At 69.3% G+C, this 20,553-nt stretch carries 15 protein-coding genes and 1 pseudogene; 9 read left to right on the forward strand and 7 right to left on the reverse strand.

What is annotated here, in order from left to right; translation table 11 throughout:
* The first annotated feature begins 27 nt into the window (after positions 1–27).
* The gene (gene alaS / locus IPK71_18335) at positions 28–2,748 is read left to right on the forward strand and encodes an alanine--tRNA ligase (GenBank protein ID MBK8215694.1); all 2,721 of its coding nucleotides are present in this window, start codon (positions 28–30) and stop codon (positions 2,746–2,748) included.
* Between the two features lie 61 nt (positions 2,749–2,809).
* Here the strand turns inward: alaS and IPK71_18340 are convergent, their stop codons facing one another.
* Entirely contained in the window at positions 2,810–3,154 is a 345-nt protein-coding gene (locus tag IPK71_18340) for a hypothetical protein (protein MBK8215695.1), read from the reverse strand.
* Between the two features lie 234 nt (positions 3,155–3,388).
* Between IPK71_18340 and IPK71_18345 the strand changes: the two are divergent.
* From IPK71_18345 to IPK71_18355, 3 genes and pseudogenes are all read left to right on the forward strand, one after another.
* A pseudogene (locus IPK71_18345) lies at positions 3,389–5,111 on the forward strand (protein kinase).
* 30 nt (positions 5,112–5,141) lie between these two features.
* A complete protein-coding gene (locus tag IPK71_18350; protein MBK8215696.1) occupies positions 5,142–5,798 on the forward strand; it encodes a hypothetical protein in 657 nt (218 codons plus the stop codon).
* Between the two features lie 86 nt (positions 5,799–5,884).
* Positions 5,885–6,064 carry a hypothetical protein gene (locus IPK71_18355; GenBank protein ID MBK8215697.1) on the forward strand — a complete coding sequence of 60 codons (180 nt, stop codon included), beginning with the start codon at positions 5,885–5,887 and terminating at the stop codon, positions 6,062–6,064.
* A gap of 84 nt (positions 6,065–6,148) precedes the next feature.
* Here IPK71_18355 and IPK71_18360 read toward each other — a convergent pair whose 3' ends face one another.
* Positions 6,149–6,940, reverse strand: coding sequence for a hypothetical protein (locus IPK71_18360; GenBank protein ID MBK8215698.1), 792 nt, complete (start codon positions 6,938–6,940; stop codon positions 6,149–6,151).
* 69 nt (positions 6,941–7,009) lie between these two features.
* Here IPK71_18360 and IPK71_18365 point away from each other — a divergent pair, with 69 nt between their 5' ends.
* The 3 genes from IPK71_18365 to IPK71_18375 all read left to right on the forward strand — a co-directional run bounded on the left by IPK71_18365 (position 7,010) and on the right by IPK71_18375 (position 9,449).
* Complete coding sequence (locus IPK71_18365) at positions 7,010–7,972, forward strand: hydroxymethylglutaryl-CoA lyase (protein MBK8215699.1); 963 nt, start codon at positions 7,010–7,012, stop codon at positions 7,970–7,972.
* 60 nt (positions 7,973–8,032) lie between these two features.
* Entirely contained in the window at positions 8,033–8,623 is a 591-nt protein-coding gene (locus tag IPK71_18370) for a DUF192 domain-containing protein (GenBank protein ID MBK8215700.1), read from the forward strand.
* Between the two features lie 61 nt (positions 8,624–8,684).
* The gene (locus tag IPK71_18375; protein ID MBK8215701.1) at positions 8,685–9,449 is read left to right on the forward strand and encodes a peptidylprolyl isomerase; all 765 of its coding nucleotides are present in this window, start codon (positions 8,685–8,687) and stop codon (positions 9,447–9,449) included.
* Between the two features lie 42 nt (positions 9,450–9,491).
* On the opposite strand, the gene IPK71_18380 is transcribed toward IPK71_18375, so the two are convergent.
* Positions 9,492–11,312: a hypothetical protein gene (locus IPK71_18380; GenBank protein ID MBK8215702.1), complete on the reverse strand. Its 1,821-nt coding sequence runs from the start codon at positions 11,310–11,312 to the stop codon at positions 9,492–9,494.
* A gap of 181 nt (positions 11,313–11,493) precedes the next feature.
* On the opposite strand from IPK71_18380, the gene IPK71_18385 reads away from it, so the two are divergent.
* Together IPK71_18385 and tadA are read left to right on the forward strand one after the other, a co-directional pair.
* Entirely contained in the window at positions 11,494–11,679 is a 186-nt protein-coding gene (locus IPK71_18385) for a hypothetical protein (GenBank protein MBK8215703.1), read from the forward strand.
* Positions 11,680–11,980: 301 nt separating this feature from the next.
* On the forward strand, positions 11,981–14,185 hold the full coding sequence (tadA, locus tag IPK71_18390) for a Flp pilus assembly complex ATPase component TadA (protein ID MBK8215704.1): 2,205 nt from the start codon (positions 11,981–11,983) through the stop codon (positions 14,183–14,185).
* Between the two features lie 167 nt (positions 14,186–14,352).
* Here the strand turns inward: tadA and topA are convergent, their stop codons facing one another.
* The 4 genes from topA to IPK71_18410 form a co-directional block, all read right to left on the reverse strand.
* Complete coding sequence (topA, locus tag IPK71_18395; GenBank protein ID MBK8215705.1) at positions 14,353–16,758, reverse strand: type I DNA topoisomerase; 2,406 nt, start codon at positions 16,756–16,758, stop codon at positions 14,353–14,355.
* Positions 16,759–16,813: 55 nt separating this feature from the next.
* The gene (locus IPK71_18400) at positions 16,814–17,692 is read right to left on the reverse strand and encodes a DNA-processing protein DprA (GenBank protein ID MBK8215706.1); all 879 of its coding nucleotides are present in this window, start codon (positions 17,690–17,692) and stop codon (positions 16,814–16,816) included.
* Positions 17,693–17,737: 45 nt separating this feature from the next.
* Positions 17,738–19,360, reverse strand: coding sequence for a zinc-ribbon domain-containing protein (locus IPK71_18405; GenBank protein MBK8215707.1), 1,623 nt, complete (start codon positions 19,358–19,360; stop codon positions 17,738–17,740).
* A 138-nt stretch (positions 19,361–19,498) separates the two neighbouring features.
* Positions 19,499–20,524, reverse strand: coding sequence for a hypothetical protein (locus tag IPK71_18410; protein MBK8215708.1), 1,026 nt, complete (start codon positions 20,522–20,524; stop codon positions 19,499–19,501).
* Positions 20,525–20,553: the final 29 nt, after the last annotated feature.

The raw sequence follows: 20,553 nt of genomic DNA on the forward strand, positions 1-20,553 counted from the left end.
CGATAGTGGTATGCGGGCAGAAACCCCATGCTCACTCTGCAAGGCTCCCAGGTTCGCGCGTCTTTCCTCGACTTTTTCAAGGGCAAGGGCCACGCCGTCGTGCCCTCGGCGAACCTCGTCCCGCAGAACGACCCGACGCTCATGTTCACGGCCGCGGGCATGGTCCAGTTCAAGGACGTGTTCACCGGCAAAGAGACGCGCGGCTACACCCGCGCCACCTCCAGCCAGAAGTGCATCCGCATCTCGGGCAAGCACAACGACCTCGAGAACGTCGGCGTCACCGCGCGCCACCACACGTTCTTCGAAATGCTCGGGAATTTCAGCTTCGGGGACTACTTCAAGGACGACGCGATCGCGTACGCGTGGGAGCTGCTCACCAAGGTCTGGGAGATCCCGAAGGAGCGCCTCGTCATCACCGTCTTCGGGGGCGAGAACGGCATCGCCGCCGACGACGAAGCGCGGGCGATTTGGCGCAAGGTGACCGGCTTCTCCGACGAGCGCATCATCGGCATGGGCGCGAAGGACAATTTCTGGTCCGCGGGCGACACCGGCCCCTGCGGCCCGTGCACCGAGATCCACTATTTCACCGGCGACGGCGAGGCCACCCTCGGCACCTTCGGCGACGAGCCCGGCCCCGACGGCATCGGCTGGATGGAGATCTGGAACCTCGTCTTCATGCAGTTCGACCGCAAACAGACGGCGGACGGCTTCGCGATGACCCCGCTCCCGAAGCCTTGCGTCGACACGGGCGCCGGGCTCGAGCGTGTCACGAGCGTGCTCCAGGGCAAGCGCTCCAACTACGACTCCGACCTCCTCCGCGCCCTCGTCGCGCGGGCGTCCGAGCTCGCCAAGAAGCCCTACGGCGCGACCCTCTCGGACGACGACGTCTCCATGCGCGTCATCGCCGACCACGCGCGCACCACGGCGTTCCTCATCGCCGAGGGCGTCTTCCCCGACCGCGGCGACCGCGAGTACGTGCTCCGCCGTGTCATGCGGCGCGCCATTCGGCACGGGCACAGGCTCGGCATCAAGGAGCCCTTTTTGCACGACGTCGCGCTGCGTGTCGTCGAGACCATGGGCGAGACGTATCCCGAGCTCGTCGAGCGCAAGAACGTCATCGCCGACGTCACGCAGCAGGAAGAGGTCCGCTTCCGCGAGACCATCGATCGCGGGCTCCGCATCCTCGACGACGAGATCGTCGCGCTCCGCGGCCGCGGCTCGAGCACGCTCGCGGGGGACGTCGCCTTCAAGCTCTACGACACGTACGGCTTCCCTCTCGATCTCACCGAGGTGATCGCGAAGGAGCGCTCGCTCGAGGTCGACAAGGCCGGCTACGAGTCCGCCCTCGAAGAGCAGAAGAAGCGCAGCGAGGGCTCGAAGGTCGGCGACAAGGCCAAGGACGACGTCTGGCTCTCGCTCAAAGAAGAGCTCACGCGCGCGGGCTCCGAGTCGACCGTCTTCGTGGGGTACGAGGAGGACAAGGCGAGCGGCAAGGTGCTCGCGCTCGTGAAGGACGGGGCCCGCGTGGCGCGCGCCTCCGAGGGCGACGAGGTCGACGTCGTGCTCGATCGCACCGCGTTCTACGCCGAGTCGGGCGGCCAGGTCGGCGACACGGGCGAGCTCTCGACCGAAGGCGCGACCCTCCGCGTCTCCGACACCCAGAAGGCGATCGGCGCGACGTTCGCTCACCGCGCGAAGGTCGTGCGTGGCGCGCTCGCCGTCGGCGACACCGTGCTCGGGACGGTCGACACGAAGGCCCGCGCCGAGACCCGCCGCAACCACTCGGCGACGCACCTCCTCCACTACGCGCTCCGGGCCGTGCTCGGGGAGCAGGCCACGCAGAAGGGCTCGCTCGTCGGGCCGTCGCGCCTAAGGTTCGACTTCTCCCATGGCCGTGCGGTGAGCGCGGAGGAGATCACCAAGATCGAGGCCTTGGTGAACGCCAAGGTCCTCGAGAACGCGAAGGTCGTGACCGAGGTGCTGCCGATCGCCGAAGCGAAGGCGCGCGGGGCGACGGCGATGTTCGGCGAGAAGTACGGCGATGTGGTCCGTGTCCTCACCATGACGTCGGACTCGGTGGAGCTCTGCGGCGGCACGCACGCGCGCGCGACGGGCGACATCGGGCTCTTCAAGGTCGTGTCCGAGTCCGGCGTCGCCGCGGGTGTACGCCGCATCGAGGCGGTGACCGGAGAGGGCGCGCTAGCCTACGTGCAGAAGCTCGAGAGCGAGGTGCGGTCGGCCGCGCAGGTGCTGAAGGCCCAGCCCCACGAGCTCACCGAGAAGCTCGAGAAGCTCACGCAGGCGTCGCGCGCGCTCGAAAAGGAGCTCGCCGAGGCCAAGCGCAAGCTCGCCTTCGCGGGCGGTGGAGGGGCAGGCGAGGGAGGCAAGGGCGGTGGCCTCGACGACCTCGCGGCCCGCGCGACGACGCGTTCGTTCGGGAAGGTGCTCGCCGCCAAGGTGGTCGCCCCCGACGGCGCCGTCCTGCGCGAGATGGCCGAGAAGGTCCGCGACAAGCTCGGCGACGCGATCGTGCTGCTCGGCGCCGAGAACGCCGGCAAGGCCCAGCTCGTGGTGACCGTGTCGAAGGGGCTCGTCGGCCGCTTCCGCGCGGGCGATCTCATCAAGCCCGTGGCGCAGATCGTCGGCGGCTCGGGTGGTGGCCGCCCCGACATGGCCCAGGCGGGCGGGACCGAGACGCAGAAGCTCGACGAGGCGTTGAAGAAGCTCGACGAGCTCACCGCCGAGTAGCGAGCGAGCGTGGCGCGCCCCGGGCCCCATCGGCTCGGGCGCGGCCGCTCGGCGGCTCGGATCAGACCGAGGCGCGCTCGGCGCGAGGTCGTGGGCGTGCCTTCGCGAGGGGACGGAGCTGCTCCGCAGGGATGATCCGCGGGGCGCGCGGGCCACGATCGATGAGGTCACGAAGCTCGGCGGGGAGCGCGATGCCCGAGAGGTCGCGCTTCGCGAGCGCGGCGGCCACGAGGCAGGCGCGGTCGAACGTAGGGCTCGTCACGTCGAGGAGGACCACGGTCTTCCCGTGCACGCGGCATTCACCACCCCGTGTGCGCTGGAGGGGCGAGAGCTCTACCTCGCGCACCTCGACGCCCACCCTGCGGGCCAACGTCACGAGGGTGCGGAGCAGCGCTTTCGGGCCCATGACGGGACTCTAGCAGACCGGGCCCCTCGGGCACGTTTTCGAAAGGCCCGCCTCGGCCGGCCGAGCGGCTCTCCCTCTCCGCCAAAAACGAGAATGGATTCGCCCGATTGCGCTGCCCCCTCGCCGTGCTCGCCGACGTTTTCTCGTGACGACGACGCTTGTGCGAAATGGTCGTTGCTTCGTCCGTCAGAATCGACGACGCTAGCTCGTAGACGCCCGAAGAGCCCATCCGGCATGACCGAAACGCAGCGAACCACGCCCCCGCCGCCGATCTCGCATGGCACGGTGATCAACGAGCGGTACGAGATCTCCCAGAGCCTCGGCAAGGGCGGCATGGGCGAGGTGTTCCTCGCGTACGATCGCACCACCCATCAGAAGGTGGCCCTGAAGATCGTGCGGGAAGAAGCCCGAATGCCGGGCGACGACGAGGCCCTGCGGCAAGAGCTGCTTCACGCGCGCTCCGTGTCGAACCCGTTCGTGTGCCGCGTTCACGACCTGGCGCCCTCTCCGTACGGCCCCATCCTCGTGATGGAGCACATCACCGGGAAGACGCTCCACACCCATATTCGCTTGAAAAAAAGCCCTCGGCGGGTACACGGCGGACGAGTTCCGTCGCATCGCCCACGAGATCTCGTCCGGCGTCGCCGCCATTCACGCGCAAGGGCTCGTCCACGGCGACCTCAAGCCCGGCAACGTCATGGTCACGTCGAACCCGGACGGGTCGATCGGCAAGGCGATCGTTCTCGACTTCGGCTTCGCCAAAGAGCGCGCGCGCGCGAGCGCTCGTCGCCCCGGGGCCCCACCCGACGGCGGCACCCCGAACTACATGGCGCCCGAGCGCATTCGTTCGGGCGGCGCCTCCCAAGAAGACGACCTCTACGCCCTCGGCCTGACGCTCTGGGAAATGTGGACGTGCCGCGTGCCCGAGCCCGGGTACAAGCCGCGCGCCAAGCCCATGCGGCACCAGATCATGTTCGATGTCCCGTCGGGCCTCTCGGTCGACGAGATCAAGCAGATCTTCCGCTGCCTGTCCGACGACCCGTCGCAGCGTATCCCCGCGAGACACCTCAGGTTTTTCAATCCGGCGGCCCTCACGACGAACCCGGTCCAGGTGCCGCGCGAGCGCCTCGATCCCGGACCGCCTCCAGGGCGCAGCGCGGCCTCGAGCTTCCAACCGAGCTCTCAGGCGCTGCTCACGACCTACGCGACGAACTCGCCCGAGTTCGTGGGCGAGCTCATCACCCTCGACAAGCCGCTGCTCTCGATCGGTCGCCGGACCGACGTCGACATCGTGGTCCCCGAGGCGACGGTGAGCGGTCACCACTCGAACCTCCGGTGGCAAGCCGGTAGCTGGCAGATCGAAGATCAAGGGTCGACCAACGGCACGTACGTGGAGCACACGTACGAGCGCAAAAAGACGGTCAACCTGATGCACTCGGGCGAGGTGCAGTTCGGTGAGCTCCGCTTCAAGCTCGTGAGCTTCCCGAAGGACTCGCTCGCCCACAAACGCGCCCGCGCGTACCTCGCCAAACGCGACGGGCTCACCGGGCTCTACGCCACCGAGTACCTGCTCCGGGCGATCGAAGAGGAGGCGCAGTTCGCCGACTGGGTCGAGCAGCCGCTCACCGTGGCGCGCTACGAGCTCCGTGGTCCGAACCGCCAGGTGTCCGAGCGGCCCACCATCCTCGAGATGCTCGCGCTCCGCCGAGCGGCGACCCGCGTCGTCGAGCTCACCGACATGCTCCTCCTCTCGCTCATCGCCGTCACCGGCGGAAAGACCGGCCCCTTGCGTTTCGCGGTGGCCATGGTCGGTCCCGGTCCGCACGAGGCGAAGAACCTCGTCGAGCAGGTGGTGGGGCAGGTCCAAGGGATGCTCCCCGAGGGGCTCGATCTCCACGCGTCGATCGCCCGCTACGAATCCGGCATGAACGTTCGCCAGCTCGTCGATCTCACCTAAAAAGGGGCGTAAAGAGACGCCTCGATCGACATGACCGAACCGCAGCGAAAGCCGTCGCATCCTCCGTCGGAGCCGCGACCCTCGCGAAAGAGCTTTGCCGAGGTCTCGAACGAGCGCCCCCTGCGGCTCCAGCTCTTCGGCGCGCTCTTCGTCCCGTTCGTGCTCGTGGCCGCCCTTCTCTACGTGTGGCGGCGCCCGCGCGCCGAGGACCTCGCGCAAGCCCAAGATGCCGGAGATCCGAAGGCGCTCCTCGCGGGCGAGGCCGGGGTGGTCGCGGCCCCTTCGCCGGCACCGTCCGGCTCGGCGGCCCCACCCCGCGTGAAGCTCGCCGACGCCCGCGTGATCTCCTGCCAAGACTCGGGCAAGAAGAAGGGCGCGACCGAGACGTGCGATCACCTCGCGCAAGTGGAGCAAGCCTTCGCGAAGGCCATCGAGGGCTCGTCCACGTGCCTTCCGGACTCGGCCGGCGCGGGCACGATCGAGTACGTCCTCGACGTGTCGTTCGTGCGAAAGAAGAACCCGATCGTGCTCACGCTCCCGAGGAGCGGGCGCTCCTTCAAGAACGCCAAGCAGCTCTCCGGGTGCGCGCAGGCGGTCCGCGCGAAGGTGTCTCAGACCCCGCTCGAGGGCGTCACCCACGCCCACTCCCGGTACAAAATCTCGATCCTTGCGACCTACGGAAACTAAAGCGTTTTCAAAGGGTTGGCGGCGAGATCGAGGGGGCCCGAGGTCTCGGCTCGAACCGAGCCGAGAGGGCTGCTAGGCTCTCTTGCATGAAGGTCGTTTCGTTCGCGGTGCTCGCTTCCGTCGTCGCGCTCCCCGAGATCGCGCTCGCGTGCCCCTCGCAGGCCGGCGCGTGCGGAGGCTCGATGGGCTACGCGTCGACGTTCGGCGTGGGCATCGCCGTCGGCATCCTGTCGATCCTCTTCGAGCGCTCCTTCGGCAAGAAATAGCCGCGCGGGGCGAGGCCCTTCGACCGACCGCGATCTCGGGCTCTCGCGTCGGAGCTCCGTCGCCTCCGAGCTCCGTGGCCGATGCTACCCTTCGGTGCTGGCGAGCGCGTCGTCGTAGATGCGGAGCGAGCGGAAGAGCCCCTGATCGCTCCGCTCGAGCACGAAGAGGCTGTGGATCGGCCGCACTTCGGTGCCCCCGATACGGAGCAACGCGCCCTCGACGAGGCAGTGGCGCCCGTCGTCGGCGGTGCCCGTCGGGAAGAGCTCCACGCCCGCGCCGAGCAGGCTCGCGAACCCGTGCTCGATGGCCTCGCGCCCCTCGCGTTGGCGTGCGGTCGGCTCGCGGGTGAAGCTCGCGCCATCGAAGAGCGCGGCCGCCCCCTTCGCGTCCCCCGCGGCGAAGCAGTCGAGCAGCGCGCGGACGTTGTCCGGCACGAGCGCGGGGAGGGGGGGGATGAACGGCGGGTTCCGCGGGAGGGACCGAGGCAGCTCACGCGAGCGGCAGTAGACCCGGAGCTCGACCTCGCGCGACTTGCGCCGCTCGGCCACCACCGCGACCGGCAGCGCGATGCGCAGGTCCTCGCGATCGAACGAGAGGATCCCCTCCGTCATGTCGCGGTCGATGCCCGTCACGAAGGCGTACCTGTCCCAGCTCGCGTTCGTCTCGGCGAGCTTCTTGGACATCTGCCCGAGGTTCTCGGCGAGCTGCTCGAGGCCTGCGGCGTGCCCGATCATGGGCTCGTCGAGGGTCGCGCGCGCGCCGAGGCGCAAGAGCAAAGGCTCGAGCGCGCCCGCCAGCACGGCAGGAAAGTAAACCTCGGATAGCCACCCCCGCAGACTGGACGGCGCCCCACGATCGTCGGAACCGAAGGTCATCGCACCTTCCAGACTGCGCTCTTTCGTCTGGACTTGGCAATCGTTATTGTGGTGTCAACGGTGTCATAAATGGCGAATTTTACCGGACACGGGCCCTCCCTTGCCTCCGACCCCGGTCTCTTCGGGGGTGCGCCCGCCGAGGTGTCGATCTACGAGGTCTCCCCCCGCGACGGCCTCCAGAACGAGCGCATCACGGTCGCCTTGCCCGACAAAATCCGGCTCGTGAGCGCGCTGGTCTCGGCCGGGCTCCGCCGCATCGAGGCCACGAGCTTCGTGTCCCCGAAGTGGATCCCCCAGCTCGCCGACGCCGACGACTTGCTCCGCGAGCTCGGTCGACCCCCGAACGTCGTGTACTCGGCCCTCTGCCCGAACTCCCGTGGCCTCGAGCGCGCGCGCGCGGCCCACGTCCAGGAGATCGCGGTCTTCGTCAGCGCGAGCGAGACGCACAACAAGAAGAACGTCAACGCGTCGATCGCCCAGTCGCTCGCCGGCTTCGAGGACACCGTCGGCCCCGCGCTCGCGGCGGGCATGCGTGTCCGCGCGTACGTCTCGTGCGTGTGGGGGTGCCCCTACGAGGGCGACGTGCCCATCGAGGCCTCCATTCGAATCGCCGAAAAGCTATTCGGTCTCGGATGTTACCAGGTGTCTCTCGGTGACACGATCGGGTGTGGGACGCCGCGTCAAACCGAACGTGTGATGCGGGCGGCCCTCGCTGCCCTCCCGCTGGAGGCGGTCGCCATGCACATGCACGACACGAGGGGCACGGCGCTCGCGAACGTGCTCGTCGGCCTCGAGCTCGGCGTCCGGCACTTCGACGCGTCGGTGGGCGGGCTCGGCGGGTGCCCGTACGCGCCGGGGGCCGCGGGGAACGTCGCCACGGAGGACCTCGTGTACCTGCTCGAGGGCATGGGCGTCCGCACGGGCGTCGATCTCGAGCTGCTCGTCCAGGCGGGAAAGGTCGCCGAGAGCATCGTCGGCCATGCGCTTCCCGGAAAGGTCCACAAGGCGGGCACGCGCTCGCTCCGGGTGTGAGCCCCTCGGTCGGAAATTCGTGGGCGCGCGCGGTCGGCTCGCGATAGAGGAGACCCCACGATGCGTCGCTCGGTCTCCCGCACTCTCGTCGTCGTCTCGATCGCGGCCCTCACCGTCGCGTGCCGAAGGTCCCCCGAGGAGCTGCCCCCCGCGCCCGTCGAGACGTCGGTCGCGCCCAAGGTCGTGGCGGCCCCCGCGCCATCTCCGGTCGACACGACCAGCCCGAAGGTCGCCGAGGGCCCTTCGGTTCCCGGTTGCCCCAAGGACCCCGATCCGCCGAGCGTCCCGACCCTGCGGCCCATCGAGATCCCCGAGGCGAAGGTGCGCATCGACGCCGAGATCGCCCGCACCGAGCAGGAGGTCACGCGCGGGCTCATGTACCGCACGAGCATGCCCGAGTACCGAGGCATGCTCTTCCGCATGCCTCGCCGCGAGGAGCAGATCTTCTGGATGCGGAATACATGCATCTCGCTCGACATGCTCTTCCTCGACGACGACGGCACCATCGTCGGCATCCTCGAGAACGTGCCGATCTTGAACGAGGCGCAGCGGACGGTGCACAAGCCCTCGCGCTACGTGCTCGAGCTGAACGGGGGCTTCTCCAAGGCCCACGGGCTGCGGGCGGGGATGAAGGCGATCCTGCCGCAGTAGCGCGAAGGCCTCGCGCGGCGCCGATTTCACCGTGTGGCCGGCCCTATGGTAAAGGGCGCCCATGCGCTCTTCGGTGTCTTTCGTCCTCGTCACGGTGTCGGTGTTCCTCGTCGCGTGCTCCAAGTCGGCCCCGCCCGAGATCACGAGCGTGCACGCCGATCCCGCCGTCGCTCCGGCTGCTGCGAGCGCGAACGTCGCCCAGCCGGGCCAAGGTCAGGCTGCGCCGGCGAAGGGCGGAGATCCGCTCGGCGGCAGGTTCGCCCTCGCGGACGCCCTCCGCGACATCACGGGCACGGGCGCGCTCCTCGCAACGATCGACACGAGCAAAGGCTCGCTCACCTGCAAGCTCTTCGAGGACAAGGCGCCCGTCACGGTGGCGAACTTCGTCGGCCTCGCGACCGGAAAACGCCCCTGGAAAGACCCGACGAGCGACGCGTGGGTGACGAAGCCTGCCTACGACGGAACCACCTTCCATCGCATCATCAAGGGCTTCATGGTCCAAGGCGGCGACGCACGAGGGAACGGGACCGGTGAGGCCGGGTACGTCATCAAGGACGAGATCTGGGAGGGGGCGCGCCACGACCGCGCCGGCCTCTTGTGCATGGCGAACCGCGGCCCCAACACGAACAGCGCGCAGTTCTTCATCACCGACGACAAGGCCGCTCACCTCGACGGCGGGTACACCATCTTCGGCGAGTGCGCCCCCGTCGACGTCGTGCACGCGATCGCCTCGGTGCCGGTGCTCGGCGAGCGCCCGGCCTCGCCCGTGCACATCAAGAAGGTCACCGTCGCGCGTGAAAAGCCCGCGGCGGCGCCTGTAAAATAGTTCGTGATACCGAGTAGTTAGCTGCGCCCCTGGCGGGTGCCGTCAGTCGTTCTGGTAGAGCACGGTCTGGGTCCCTTCGCGGAAGTAGAACCGGTCGTGCTCGCCGTGATCGAAGGTCGCCGCGCCGAAGAGGTTCCACGCGATCCCCCACACCGCGCACGCCTTCCATGCCCCCTTCATGGGCCTGCCTCCGAGGGCGAGGAGCACGAAGAGGAGGACGGCGTAGTCGTTCGAGAACCGGTACCCGAACTGCCTCCAGCCGCTGTTCTGGTAGAGGAGGTCCATCAAGCAGGGCAGGGCGGCCGCCACGGCGAGCAACGTGTACGTGTAGCTCTTCTCCTTCGGGCGAAAGAGCCAGAAGTAAATCGGCGTCGTGAACCAGAGCGCGAGCCCGTGCTCGTTGATCTGGAACGGCGTGCACGCGGGCCTCGCCCCGAAGAGGCCCTTCACGAAGGCGACGATGGCGTTCACGGTGCCCATCTGGCCTTCGAAGCAGGCCATGTGCTGGGGCGGGCGCCACGGCAAGATGGTGAGCATCACGCCGAGGTTCTTCGGCAGGTAGTGGTACCCGAAGAGCCCCCAGTTCTGGATGCGCCCCTTCCACACGACCGACAGGTGCTCGTGACCGAAGGCGGTCGGGCTCGGGTTCCCGAAGCGCGAGTAGTTCATGGCCGACGCGATCGCGAGCGAGATGGCGACGGGCACGGCGAAGGGCACGAGCTTGGCGAAGAGCACCTTCGCGTCGACGCGGCTCCGGAGCGCGGCGAGCCTCGCCTCGAGCGAGCCCTCCCGTGGAAGGCCTCCACGGGCTTCGCACGCGATGCGGAGCGCCTCGACCGCGAAGACGAGCCCGATGAGGATCGTCGACGGTCGTGTCATCCACGAGCACGCCAGGCAGAGCCCCGCGAGGAAGGGGCGTTCGGCGTCGAGCGCGAACAAAAGGTAGAGCGCCGCGAGGCCGACGCCGACGACGTGCGCCGCGAACCACACGGTCCCCTCGACGGCCGTGAAAAAGTACACGGTCCCGAACGCCAACAAAAACGACAGCGCGACGTTCTCGTTCTCGCTCCGCGTGGAGAGCTTTCGTCGTCGCACCTTTTCGAGCACGAGGAAGAGCACCGCGGGCCCGATGCCCGCGAGCCACACCATGAGCTGACCGTCGCGGAGATCCTCGGGGCTGCCGGCGAGGGCGACGAACGGCACCATCAAGACGGCGGGGAAGGGAGGAAAGCTGATGTACGTCTTGCCCTGGTACTCCGCGAAGTCGTTGCCCATCGCGTACGCCGGCGGGCCGTTCCGGAGATCCTGGCGCCCATGGAGCCACGCGTCGGCGAGGTGCGCGTAGTGGTTGAACGCGGTGTGGTGGGTGAGCCGCGGTGGCCCGGCGACGGCCGCGAATACGGCCACGCACACGAGGTAGATGAACGCCGAGACGAGGAGCCTTCGGCTTCGTGTCTCGGGTCGCGTGAGGCGCCCGACGAGGCCGCTCGAGGCGGAGGTGCTCGCGGCCGCGGCTTCGCCGTCGGGAGGCGCCGAGCCGTCCGTCGCGGTGGTGCGGGCCGCTTCGACGGGGGCCTCCGTCTCGCCCTCGCGTGCCGCCGCGATCGAGCCGTCGCCAAGGCCTTCGGGATCGGCGTTCGGGACGCTGGCGTCGTGCGCCGGCTCGGCCGCGTCCCCCACGGCCTCCCCCGAGCCGTCGTTGGCCGCGTCGGCGCTCGAAGGTTCTTCCTCTCTCGTCCGCCCCTCGTCGAGCGAAGGGGGGGCGACCGAGCGTGGCGAGTCGCCCGACGAAGGCTCGGGCTCGGCTGTCGAGCCGTCGGTCGCATCGTCTGCGGGGCGCGGGAGGTCCTCTCCGTCCGACATGGGCCACCTCTGTACCACGAGCGAAATCAGGCCCGTGCTCCGACCCACACTGCGAAAGAACATTCGCGGAACGGACGTGGGGTGCGTAACGAGCTTCTACGCGCCCGGCCGGCGATACCCACTAAGTGCATGAAATGACGGATCTCATCCGTGGCATGGACCTTGTAGAAGGGAGTCTCGAATGGCACTTCTCCCTTTCGCTCCCACCGAAGCTCCCCGTGACCCCCGCGCCCTCGCGATCCTCGCGAAGTCGATCTACCGGGAGCTTCGGGCGAGTGGCTTTGCCGAAAAAGACGTGGTCGCGCTCGCGGGCGAGCTGCTCGGTGTCATCGCCTCCGAGGTCGAAGAGCGAAACTCGCGCGACTGAGCCCGGCGTTCGGGCGCCCGTCACGTTCCTCTCGGTCGCCCTGCGAGCGCGTACGACGCGACCGCCGTTATCGAGCGCCTCTCGTGGTCGTAGGCGACCCCCGTCGCGGCGTCACGCGGGGTGGATCGTCGAGGCATCGGTCGCGCCCGCGCACCGGTTCGTGCCGACGAAACGTGTCGACGAGATTGACATGGGTTGTGCGTGAACAGGACAATACGCCCTAGAGTCCGCCGGCGTGCGGGGGCAGGTTTCCGCCCCGCTGCGCCGCGGCGCTCGTGCCCGAAGACCCGAGACGAGGCGCATGTTCGCGATCATCATCAGCGAGAAGGGCGGCCCCGAGCGCCGCGAGGCCTACGACAAGAGCGAGATCAACGTAGGTCGTGTCCAAGGCAACGACCTCATGTTGCCGAAGGGCAACGTCTCGAAGCATCACGCTCGGCTGCTCTTCCGGGACGGCCGCTTCATCGTCACGGACCTCAAGAGCACCAACGGCACCTACGTCAACGGGAAGAAGATCGCCCAGGCGACCGTGGTCCGCGAGGGCGACAAGATCTTCATCGGCGACTTCGTGATTCGCCTCGAGGGCGCGCAAGACGTGGCGGGAGCGCCGCCACCCGCGTCCGATGGCCCTCACGACGAGAGCACGCTTGCGCGTGAGCGGGACCCGAACCCTCCGCCGCTCGCCCCTCCGATGGCATCGCCGGCCCCGCCTCCGCAAGGTCCCTCGATGCCGAGGCCGGCCGCCAACGGTCCGGCCGTCACGCTGAAGGCCTCCACGCATCCCCCAGGCGCGAGGCCGGTCCCGGGGCGCAGTGAGGCCCCAGTGGTCCAGCAGGCCGAGGAGGCCGACGACAGCGAGATCCACAAGCCGCGCCCGATGGGCCTGGCCGCCGGCGGGCCTCCACCCCCGCGCCAGCACACGATGCCACTGAACCAGGTGGCCCCGCTCGCGCCCCAAATGCTGCGAGGTCCTGGCGCCGCCGGTGGGCCGCCGCCGCTCCCCTCGGAGGTCCAAGCGCCCGGTGCGCCCCAAGGCCTCTCTCCTTCGCCTACGCAACAGCCTCCGCCCGCCGCGCGTCGGAACTCGACGCCTCCTGCTCGGCCCGAGCCCGCAGCCCCTCCGCCTGCGCGAGCGGCTCAGCCCTCGATGCCCCCGCCGCGAGAGAACGCGCCGCCCGCGGTGCCAGCCGGCGCCCGGGAGACGATCGCGCGCGAAGCCCCGCTCGCGCTCCGTGAGGCTTCCATTCCGCCTCCGAACCGCGCGAAGAGCGTCGCTCCGCCTCCGCCCGTCAACTCGGCCAAGACCGAGGCGCTCGCGAGCCTCGCGGGCCGCGTCGCGCAGGCGATCGACCTCGGGCCCTTGAAGCTCTCGGCCAGCGTGCCCGACGCCCTCGCCAAGCGTGTCGAGGCCGTGGCGCGCGAACAGGCCAAGGCGCTCATGTCCGAAGGCGCGCTCGCCGGGGTCGACGGCGAGGCGCTCTCCCGCGATCTCGTCTCGGAGCTCGTCGGTCTCGGGCCGATCGGCGCCATGCTCGACGACGAGGACATCGTCGAGATCCACGCGCAGCGGTACGACCGTGTCGTCGTCACCCGCGGCTCCTCGAGCTCGGCAGCCGAGAGCGCCTTCTCGTCCGACGAGGGCGTCGTCCGCGTGCTTCGCCGGCTCTGCGAGCTCGCCTCCCAGCCGCTCGGCGAAAACGAGACGGTCGTCGAGCGAAGGCTCCCGAACGGCGCGATGGTGCTCGGGGTCCTCCCGCCCGTGTCGAAGAACGCCGTGATCTCGGTGCGCAAGAAGCGCACCCTCGAGGTCTCGTTCGACCACCTCGCCCGCCAAAACACGCTCTCGAGGCCCATGTGCGTGTTCCTCGAGGCCGTCGTGGCGGGGAGGCTCAACGCGCTCGTCGTCGGCCCTTCGTCGGCCGATTTGCCGTCGTTCGTGGCGGCGTTCGTGCACGCCTCGGGGCCGTACGAGCGCGTCGCGATCGCCGAGGACAACGAAGAGATCGTGTCCGCTCAAGCGCAGGTCGCGTCGTTCCGCCGCGGGCACGACGGGGTCGCTGCGGCGGCGCGCACGCGTCCCGATCGCCTCGTGCTCCCGCGCGTCGGAGGGCCCTCGATCGGCGCCATGTTCGACGCGATCGGGGACGGGTGCGAAGGGCTCGTCGCGGGCTTCGCGGCGAGCAGCTTGAAAAATGGTCTGTCGCGCTTGGCGACGCAGCTCGTGCTCCAGCGGCCTGGGCTCGGCGCCGAGGCGGCTCGAGAGCTCGTCGCCGAGTCGTTCGACACGTTCGTCGAGGTGGGCTCGTCTCCCGATGGCCGTCGCCGGGTGCTGCGCGTCTCCGAGGTGTCGACCGACGCGAAGGGTTTCTCGACGCGCGACGTCTTCGCCTTCAACGAGACCGACTCGAGCTTCTCGCCGTCGGGCATCGTCCCGAAGGCCGCGTCGGAGCTGGGCGCACGTGGCGTCAAGCTCGATGGCTCGGTCTTCAAGCGAGCCGCCAAGTAGGGGCGCACTTCACACGACACGACCCCTGATGTCGGCCTTGGCGCACGCCGAGGCCGATTTCCCGCATGCCGATTCTCGGCCCCGAGGCGGCGTCGACGGTTCCGGACGTGCGAAGGGGGCGCCGCCCTTACCGCGCGCGCCCCCTCGGCATCACCTCTCGCGCCCCGTCATGCAGGAGCAGGAGCCTCGCTCGGCGGCTCGTCGAGCTCGACGGCGCGCTTGTAGCCACACTCTTTGTTGCCGCACACGATGAGCGGCTTCGCCTTGTTTCCTCCTTGGAGGAGGTACGGAGCCGCGCACGCCGGGCACGCTTCGGGGATCGGCTTCTGCCAGAGCTTGAAGTCGCACTTCAGCGTCTCGTTGGCGTAGTTCGAGCAGCCGAAGAACGTCTTTCCGCCCTTCTTCTTCGATCGAACCTCGATGATATCGCCGCCGCACTTGGGGCAGGGGACACCGAGCGGCACGGGGCGCGCGTTCTTGCACTCGGGGTAGCCCGTGCACGACAGGAACTCGCCGTAGCGGCCGCTCCGAATGATCATCGGCTTGCCGCACTTGTCGCAGTTGACCCCGCTCTCGCGTGCGGGCTGCGCGCCCTTGCCGTCGGGCCCGAGGTCGCGCGTGCTCTTGCACTTCGGGTAGTTCGAGCAGCCGAGGAACCAGCCGTTCTTCGACCAGCGCTTCATCATTTCCCCGGGAGGGAGCGCCTTCAGCTTCTTGTCCTCGCTGTTCGGACCGCACACCTCGCACGTCTCGCCCGTGGGCTCGGGCTCCGGGTTCCAGCGCTTCGACTTTTTGCCGATGTCGAGCTGGTCACGGAAGCGCTTATAGAAGCGGCTGAGCAGGGTCGTTCGTTCGACGGTCCCAGCCTCGACCTCGTCGAGCTCTTGCTCCATGCTCGACGTGAACGCGGGGTCCATGAAGTCGAGCTTGCTGTTGACGAGGCCATCGACCACGTACTTGCCGAGCGTGCTCGGCCGGAAGCTGCGGTTGTCGAGCTTCTCGACGTAGTCGCGCGCCTGGACCTTGCTGATGATCTCGGCGTACGTCGACGGGCGGCCGATGCCACGCTCCTCGAGCTCTCGCACGAGCGAGCCCTCGTTGTAGCGCGGCGGCGGCTGGGTGAACTTCTGCTCGGCGAGCACGCCCGGAGGCGAAACGAGCGCGAGCGCCGCGCCTTGTTTGAGCGGGGGCACCTCGCCGGCCGTGTCGTCTTGGGCGGGCTTGCCCTCGAGGGCCGCGGCCTTCTGGGCCTCGTCGTCCTCGCCGGCCTGGGTCGTTTGGTTCTTCTCGGCGCCGTACACGTCGAGCCAGCCGCCGAACTTGAGCGCGCGGCCGCCCACGCGGAGGCCGTACTTCACGCCCTTGCCCGAGGCTTCGATCTCGGCGGACGTCTGGTCGTAGACGGCGTCCGACATTTGGCTCGCGACGAAGCGATCCCAGATGAGCTTGTAGAGCTTGTACTGCTCGTCCTTCAGGTGCTTTTTGACCGTGTCGGGCGGAAGCTCGAGGGTCGTCGGGCGGATCGCCTCGTGGGCGTCCTGCGTGTTCTTCTTCGACTTGAACACGTTCGCTTGCGCGGGCACGTGCGTCTTGCCGTACGTCGCGACGACGTACTCGCGCGCCGCGGCCTGCGCCTCGGGCGAGACGCGGGTCGAGTCGGTACGCATGTAGGTGATGAGGCCCACCGTGCCGCCGTCTTTGCCGAGGTCCACGCCCTCGTAGAGGTTCTGCGCGACCTGCATGGTGCGCTTCGCCCCGAAGCCGAGGCGGTTCACGGCGTCTTGCTGGAGCTTGCTCGTCGAGTAGGGGGCGGGCGCCTTGCGCTTGCGCTCCGAGGTCGTGACCTTCGCGACCTTGTACGTCGCGCCCTCGAGGTGGGCCTTCGTCGTCCCGGCGGTCGTGCCGTCGCCGACCTCGAGCTTCTCGCCGTCCCTCGAGACGAGCCGCGCGAAGAACGGCTGGGGCTTCTTCGCGCCGGCGTCGGACAGCGTGACGCCGATGTTCCAGTACTCGACCGGCTTGAAGGCCTCGATCTCGCGCTCGCGGTCGACGATGAGCCGAAGCGCCACGCTCTGGACGCGGCCGGCCGACAAGCCGAAGGCGAGCTTCGACCAAACGAGGGCCGACACGTCGTAACCTACGATACGATCGAGCACACGACGGGCGCGCTGGGCGTCGTAGAGGGCACGGTCGAGCTTGCGCGGGGTCGACACGCCCTTCTGCACACCGTTCTTGGTGATCTCGTGGAACTCGACGCGCTTGGCCTTCTCGGGGACCTTGGTGAGCTCCTCCGCGAGGTGCCAGGCGATCGCCTCCCCTTCACGATCGGGGTCGGTCGCGAGGAGCACGTCGTCCGCGTCCTTCGCGGCGCCCTTCAGCTCGGCGAGGACTTTCTCTTTTCCCGGAACGATTTCATAGGTTTCCTTGAAGCCGTTCTCGATGTCGATGCCGAGCTTCTTCGGGAGATCCTTGATGTGCCCCTTCGAGGCCAGGACCTCGTAACCGGGTCCGAGGTACTTCTTGATCGTCTTCGCTTTGGCGGGCGATTCGACGACGACGAGCGTTTTCCCCATACTTCCTCGGAGGCGCAGACGGTTTACGGGCGGAGACGAAGGGCAGGAGGGTCGGTCATTTTCCGGTCCTACTGAAAAACCCCAGGGGGCCCTCTTCTACTACGTTCTCCAACGTGAGCGTCAAGAGTGCCGTTTGAAGCTCAGCCAGAGGGAGCCCGGAGAGGGTCTCGAGGTCGTCGAGGTGGCGGGGGCGCGGACCCATGGCCGAAAGGACGGCGATTTCGGCGCTCGAGAGGCCCGCCGGGGGTGGTTTCGGGGCTCCGAGGGGCAATGAGAGCTGGGAGCGGCCCTCGCCGATGCCCTCGGCCCGCAAGAGCTTGGCGATGGACGTGAAGGGGCGGGCGCCGCGCGCGAGCTCCCCGAGGGACCCCTCGAACCCCGCGGCAGCCCACGGAGCCTGAGGCACCACCCAGAGCGTTCGGCCGAGCCGGCGGGCCCAGGAGGCCGCGTTCAGCGCGCCCGATCTCTTCCCCGCCTGCACGACCACCACGGCGCTCGAGAGGGCCACGAGGACGCCATTGCGGCGCAGGAACCCGGCGGTTCGCGGGCCTCGGTCGTCCGGGAAGGGCCAGACCATGGCCCCTCGCGAGGCGGCGATGCGCTCGTAGAGGTCGGCGTGCTCGGCGGGGAACACGTGGTCCTTGCCCGTGCCCACCACCGCGAGCGTCACGCCATCGGCTGCGAGGGCTCCCTCGTGGGCCGCGCGATCGATCCCCACGGCCCCGCCGGACACGACGACCGCCCCCGCGGCGGCGACGGCTCGCCCGAGCTCGTACGCGAGCTCTCGAGCCTCCGGGATCGGTTCCCGTGTGCCCACGATGGCGATGGCCGTGGGCCCGACGGGCAGGTCACGTGACGTGGTCAGGTCGGGCGGCGAGGCGAGCGCCTTCAGCGCGGCAGGGTACGAGCTGTCGTCGGGGGTCATGCGAGCCATGCCCCGACGTCGGCTCGACGCGCCCGTCCGTTGCGAGAAAAACGACTACTGGCGAACGAAGTGGAACGGGATGACCGTGGAGCCGCCGCCGTCGAACTTCCACCCGCGGACGTGGTTCTCGACGCACTTCGCGACGACGGGATCGTCGCCCGTGGCGGAGGCCGACGTGACCTGGCCGCTCGGCGCGACGTTCACGGTCACGTTGATGTTCGCGTGGGTTTTTCCCTCTCCGGCGCCATCCCAGCACTTGCGTTTGACGGCCGCTTTGTAGGTGCCGATGGTCTTCTGGATCGAGGCCGCGTCGAGGGCCTGGCCCGTGCCGCCGCCAGGGCCCGCGGGACCTCCCGAAGGGCCGCCGGCCGAGTGGTTCCCGGAGCCGCCCAAGAGGCCGAGAGCGCCGAGGTCCACGGCCCCACCGCCCTTGCTCGTGGCGGGCGCCGCGACTGCAGGTCCCTTACCGCCGCCGCCGACGGAGGCGACCTTCTGGGGCCCCGCGTCGGGCTCGTGCACGGCTGCCGTCTCGGTCGGAGCCGGGGCCTCGACGGCCGTGCCCGCCGCGCTCGGAGCCGCCGTGGCGGGCGGGGGTGCAACGGACGCGACGGGCCCGGTGGGCTTGTCGTCCTTCTTGAAGGTGAGCACCGCGGCCGTGACGCCGAACGCCGCCGCGAGCGCGACGACCGCGAAAAAGACGAGCGGCGGGCCCTTCTTCTCTTGTCGCGGCTCCTGGGGAGGTGGCTCGAGCGGGAGCGCCGCGACGGGCGCGGGACGAGGGGCCTCGACGACGCCTGGCATCGCGAACGGATCCGCCACGGGCGCGGGGGCCGCAGCGGGAGGCGCGAACGGGTCGGCCGCGGGGGAAGGCGCGGCGAACGGATCGAGACCCGCGAACGGGTCGGCCGCAGGAGCCGCGAAAGGCGTGGGTGCAGGCGCGGGGGAAGGCGCGAGCGCCGCGGCGGGGGCGAGGGCGACGGCGGCCGCTCCGCCTCCCGCGCCGACACCGCGCGAAATGGGAACGACGTTGCTGCGCGCTGGCGCCATGGCGACCGCGGCGGGAGCCGGACCGATGGGCGCCGTCTGACGCGCGGCGGCCTGGGGAGACGGTTTCATGGCCGCGCGTGGCGGCGCGGGGGTGTGGGGCGCCGTGAGGGGCTTCGGCGCGGCGGCCTCACGCACGATGGCGGCGAGCTGCGTAATCGTTTTGACGGGACGCCACTCCTCGAACCCCTCTTGCCACACCAACGTGTCGTCGTTCACGGCGCCTGCCGAGACCTTCGTGCGGAGCTCGGAGAGCCGCATCGGGCCGACGGGGACGCCGTTGATCGCCGCGTACCACTCCTCGGTGACGCTCGCGTCGAAGCTCGCCGCGGGCGCCATCACGGTCTGGTCGTCGTCGTCGTCGCGGACCTTCTTCTGGAAGGCACCGGCGAGCGCTCCAGGGGCCTGCGAATGCCGGGACGGACGCGCAGCGGAAAACGAAGTGGCCAGGCTTCCGGGGCGCGGCGCGTCGTCCGGGGCAGGCGGGAACCGCGAGACGCTCGACTCGGTGACCTCGGCTCGGACCTCGATCATGTGGCCGCATTTGCGGCACTTCATGCGGACGGTACGCCCCGCGACCTTGTCGTCGGCGATCTGGTACTTGGCCTTGCACTGGTCGCAGAGAAACTTCACGCCTCACCGCCTTCTGCCGCGCGACGCGACATGGTCCTTCCCGAGAATACCCCGTCAGGACGGATCCGCGTGGCATGGGATCGAAAAAATGTGCGACCGATGTGTCTTTTTCGGCCGCCTACAGTGTAGGTGGGTTCGTTACCCCCCGGCGAGCTTGGCCAGGTGGCTCTCGATGCGGGTCCGGGTCGCATCGTCGGGGGCGAGCGCGCGGGCCAGGGTCCACGCTTCGACGGCGCGCCCGCGAAAGCCGGCCTTCTCCTGCAAAACGGCGAGGTTTTTCGCGGCGGAGAACGAGCTCGGGTCGAGCGTGAGCGCGTGCTCGACGTGCGAGAGTGCCTCGTGCACGCGGCCGGATTGACCGAGCATGAGGCCGAGCTGGTAGGCCGCCTGGAAGCTCCGCGGGTGGGCCCTCGCCGCGCGCGCGAGCATCTCGATGCCTTCGGTATGGCGGCCCTCGCGGAACGCGCGTGCGCCGGTCGTGAGGAGGCGCTCGAGGTCGACCGACGGGGGGCTCTCCGGAGGGGCATCCGAGGTCGCGTCGACCTCGCGCATGGACGCTGTCTCGCCCTCGGAGGCGTCGCGGATGGCGTCGTCGGTGAACACCGCGGCGTCGTCGTCGGGGCGGTCCTTCGGGACATACGTCGCGAGCGCCAAGAGCGTGCTGCGGTTCTCGGCCGTGCGCGCGTGGCGCCCGTAGTACTCTTCTTTTCCGGCCTTTCGCGCGGCGTAGGCCTCCTCGAGGGCCCGGTGGAGCGGGAGCGTGAGCGCGACGTAGGGCACGATCTCGCGCGAGAGCTTCTCGCCGATCGTGGCGAGCATCGCCTGGTCGTCGGGGTGCGCGACGGCGACGAGCGCTCGTGTGTCGTCGACGAAGAGCACGAGCGCTTTGTTCGCCTTCGCGAAGCCCTCGTCGAGCACGAGGTGCGAGGTGTGGAGCCCGATGCGCTCGAGATCGACGGCGGGGAAGCCGAGTTGCTCGGCGAGGCCCCGTAGGGCGTCGGCCTCACGCACGAGGCCACGGGCGAGCAGGCGGGACGCGAGCGGGAGGCCCGCCGAGGGCCCGATCCCGGCGGCCGACTCGGCGAGGGTTCGCTCGAGGTCCGCGGCCGAGACGACCTTGCGCTTCAGCAGGATCTTCCCGAGAGGTTTCTTCGCGTCGTTCATGCTCGGTGCACCCCCGGGACCTTCGGCCG

The sequence above is a fragment of the Myxococcales bacterium genome (assembly GCA_016712525.1).
Taxonomy (GTDB): Bacteria; Myxococcota_A; Polyangia; order Polyangiales; family Polyangiaceae; genus JAAFHV01.

What these genes read in the sequence shown, in the direction of transcription:
- IPK71_18410 (MBK8215708.1), bottom strand. Translation starts at nt 20,524, where the DNA reads ATGAACGACGCGAAGAAACCTCTCGGGAAGATCCTGCTGAAGCGCAAG.
- topA (MBK8215705.1), bottom strand. Translation starts at nt 16,758, where the DNA reads ATGGGGAAAACGCTCGTCGTCGTCGAATCGCCCGCCAAAGCGAAGACG.
- IPK71_18385 (MBK8215703.1), top strand. Translation starts at nt 11,494, where the DNA reads ATGGCACTTCTCCCTTTCGCTCCCACCGAAGCTCCCCGTGACCCCCGC.
- IPK71_18365 (MBK8215699.1), top strand. Translation starts at nt 7,010, where the DNA reads ATGGCGAATTTTACCGGACACGGGCCCTCCCTTGCCTCCGACCCCGGT.
- IPK71_18340 (MBK8215695.1), bottom strand. Translation starts at nt 3,154, where the DNA reads ATGGGCCCGAAAGCGCTGCTCCGCACCCTCGTGACGTTGGCCCGCAGG.
- IPK71_18375 (MBK8215701.1), top strand. Translation starts at nt 8,685, where the DNA reads ATGCGCTCTTCGGTGTCTTTCGTCCTCGTCACGGTGTCGGTGTTCCTC.
- IPK71_18360 (MBK8215698.1), bottom strand. Translation starts at nt 6,940, where the DNA reads ATGACCTTCGGTTCCGACGATCGTGGGGCGCCGTCCAGTCTGCGGGGG.
- IPK71_18380 (MBK8215702.1), bottom strand. Translation starts at nt 11,312, where the DNA reads ATGTCGGACGGAGAGGACCTCCCGCGCCCCGCAGACGATGCGACCGAC.
- IPK71_18370 (MBK8215700.1), top strand. Translation starts at nt 8,033, where the DNA reads ATGCGTCGCTCGGTCTCCCGCACTCTCGTCGTCGTCTCGATCGCGGCC.
- alaS (MBK8215694.1), top strand. Translation starts at nt 28, where the DNA reads ATGCTCACTCTGCAAGGCTCCCAGGTTCGCGCGTCTTTCCTCGACTTT.
- IPK71_18355 (MBK8215697.1), top strand. Translation starts at nt 5,885, where the DNA reads ATGAAGGTCGTTTCGTTCGCGGTGCTCGCTTCCGTCGTCGCGCTCCCC.
- IPK71_18350 (MBK8215696.1), top strand. Translation starts at nt 5,142, where the DNA reads ATGACCGAACCGCAGCGAAAGCCGTCGCATCCTCCGTCGGAGCCGCGA.
- tadA (MBK8215704.1), top strand. Translation starts at nt 11,981, where the DNA reads ATGTTCGCGATCATCATCAGCGAGAAGGGCGGCCCCGAGCGCCGCGAG.
- IPK71_18400 (MBK8215706.1), bottom strand. Translation starts at nt 17,692, where the DNA reads ATGGCTCGCATGACCCCCGACGACAGCTCGTACCCTGCCGCGCTGAAG.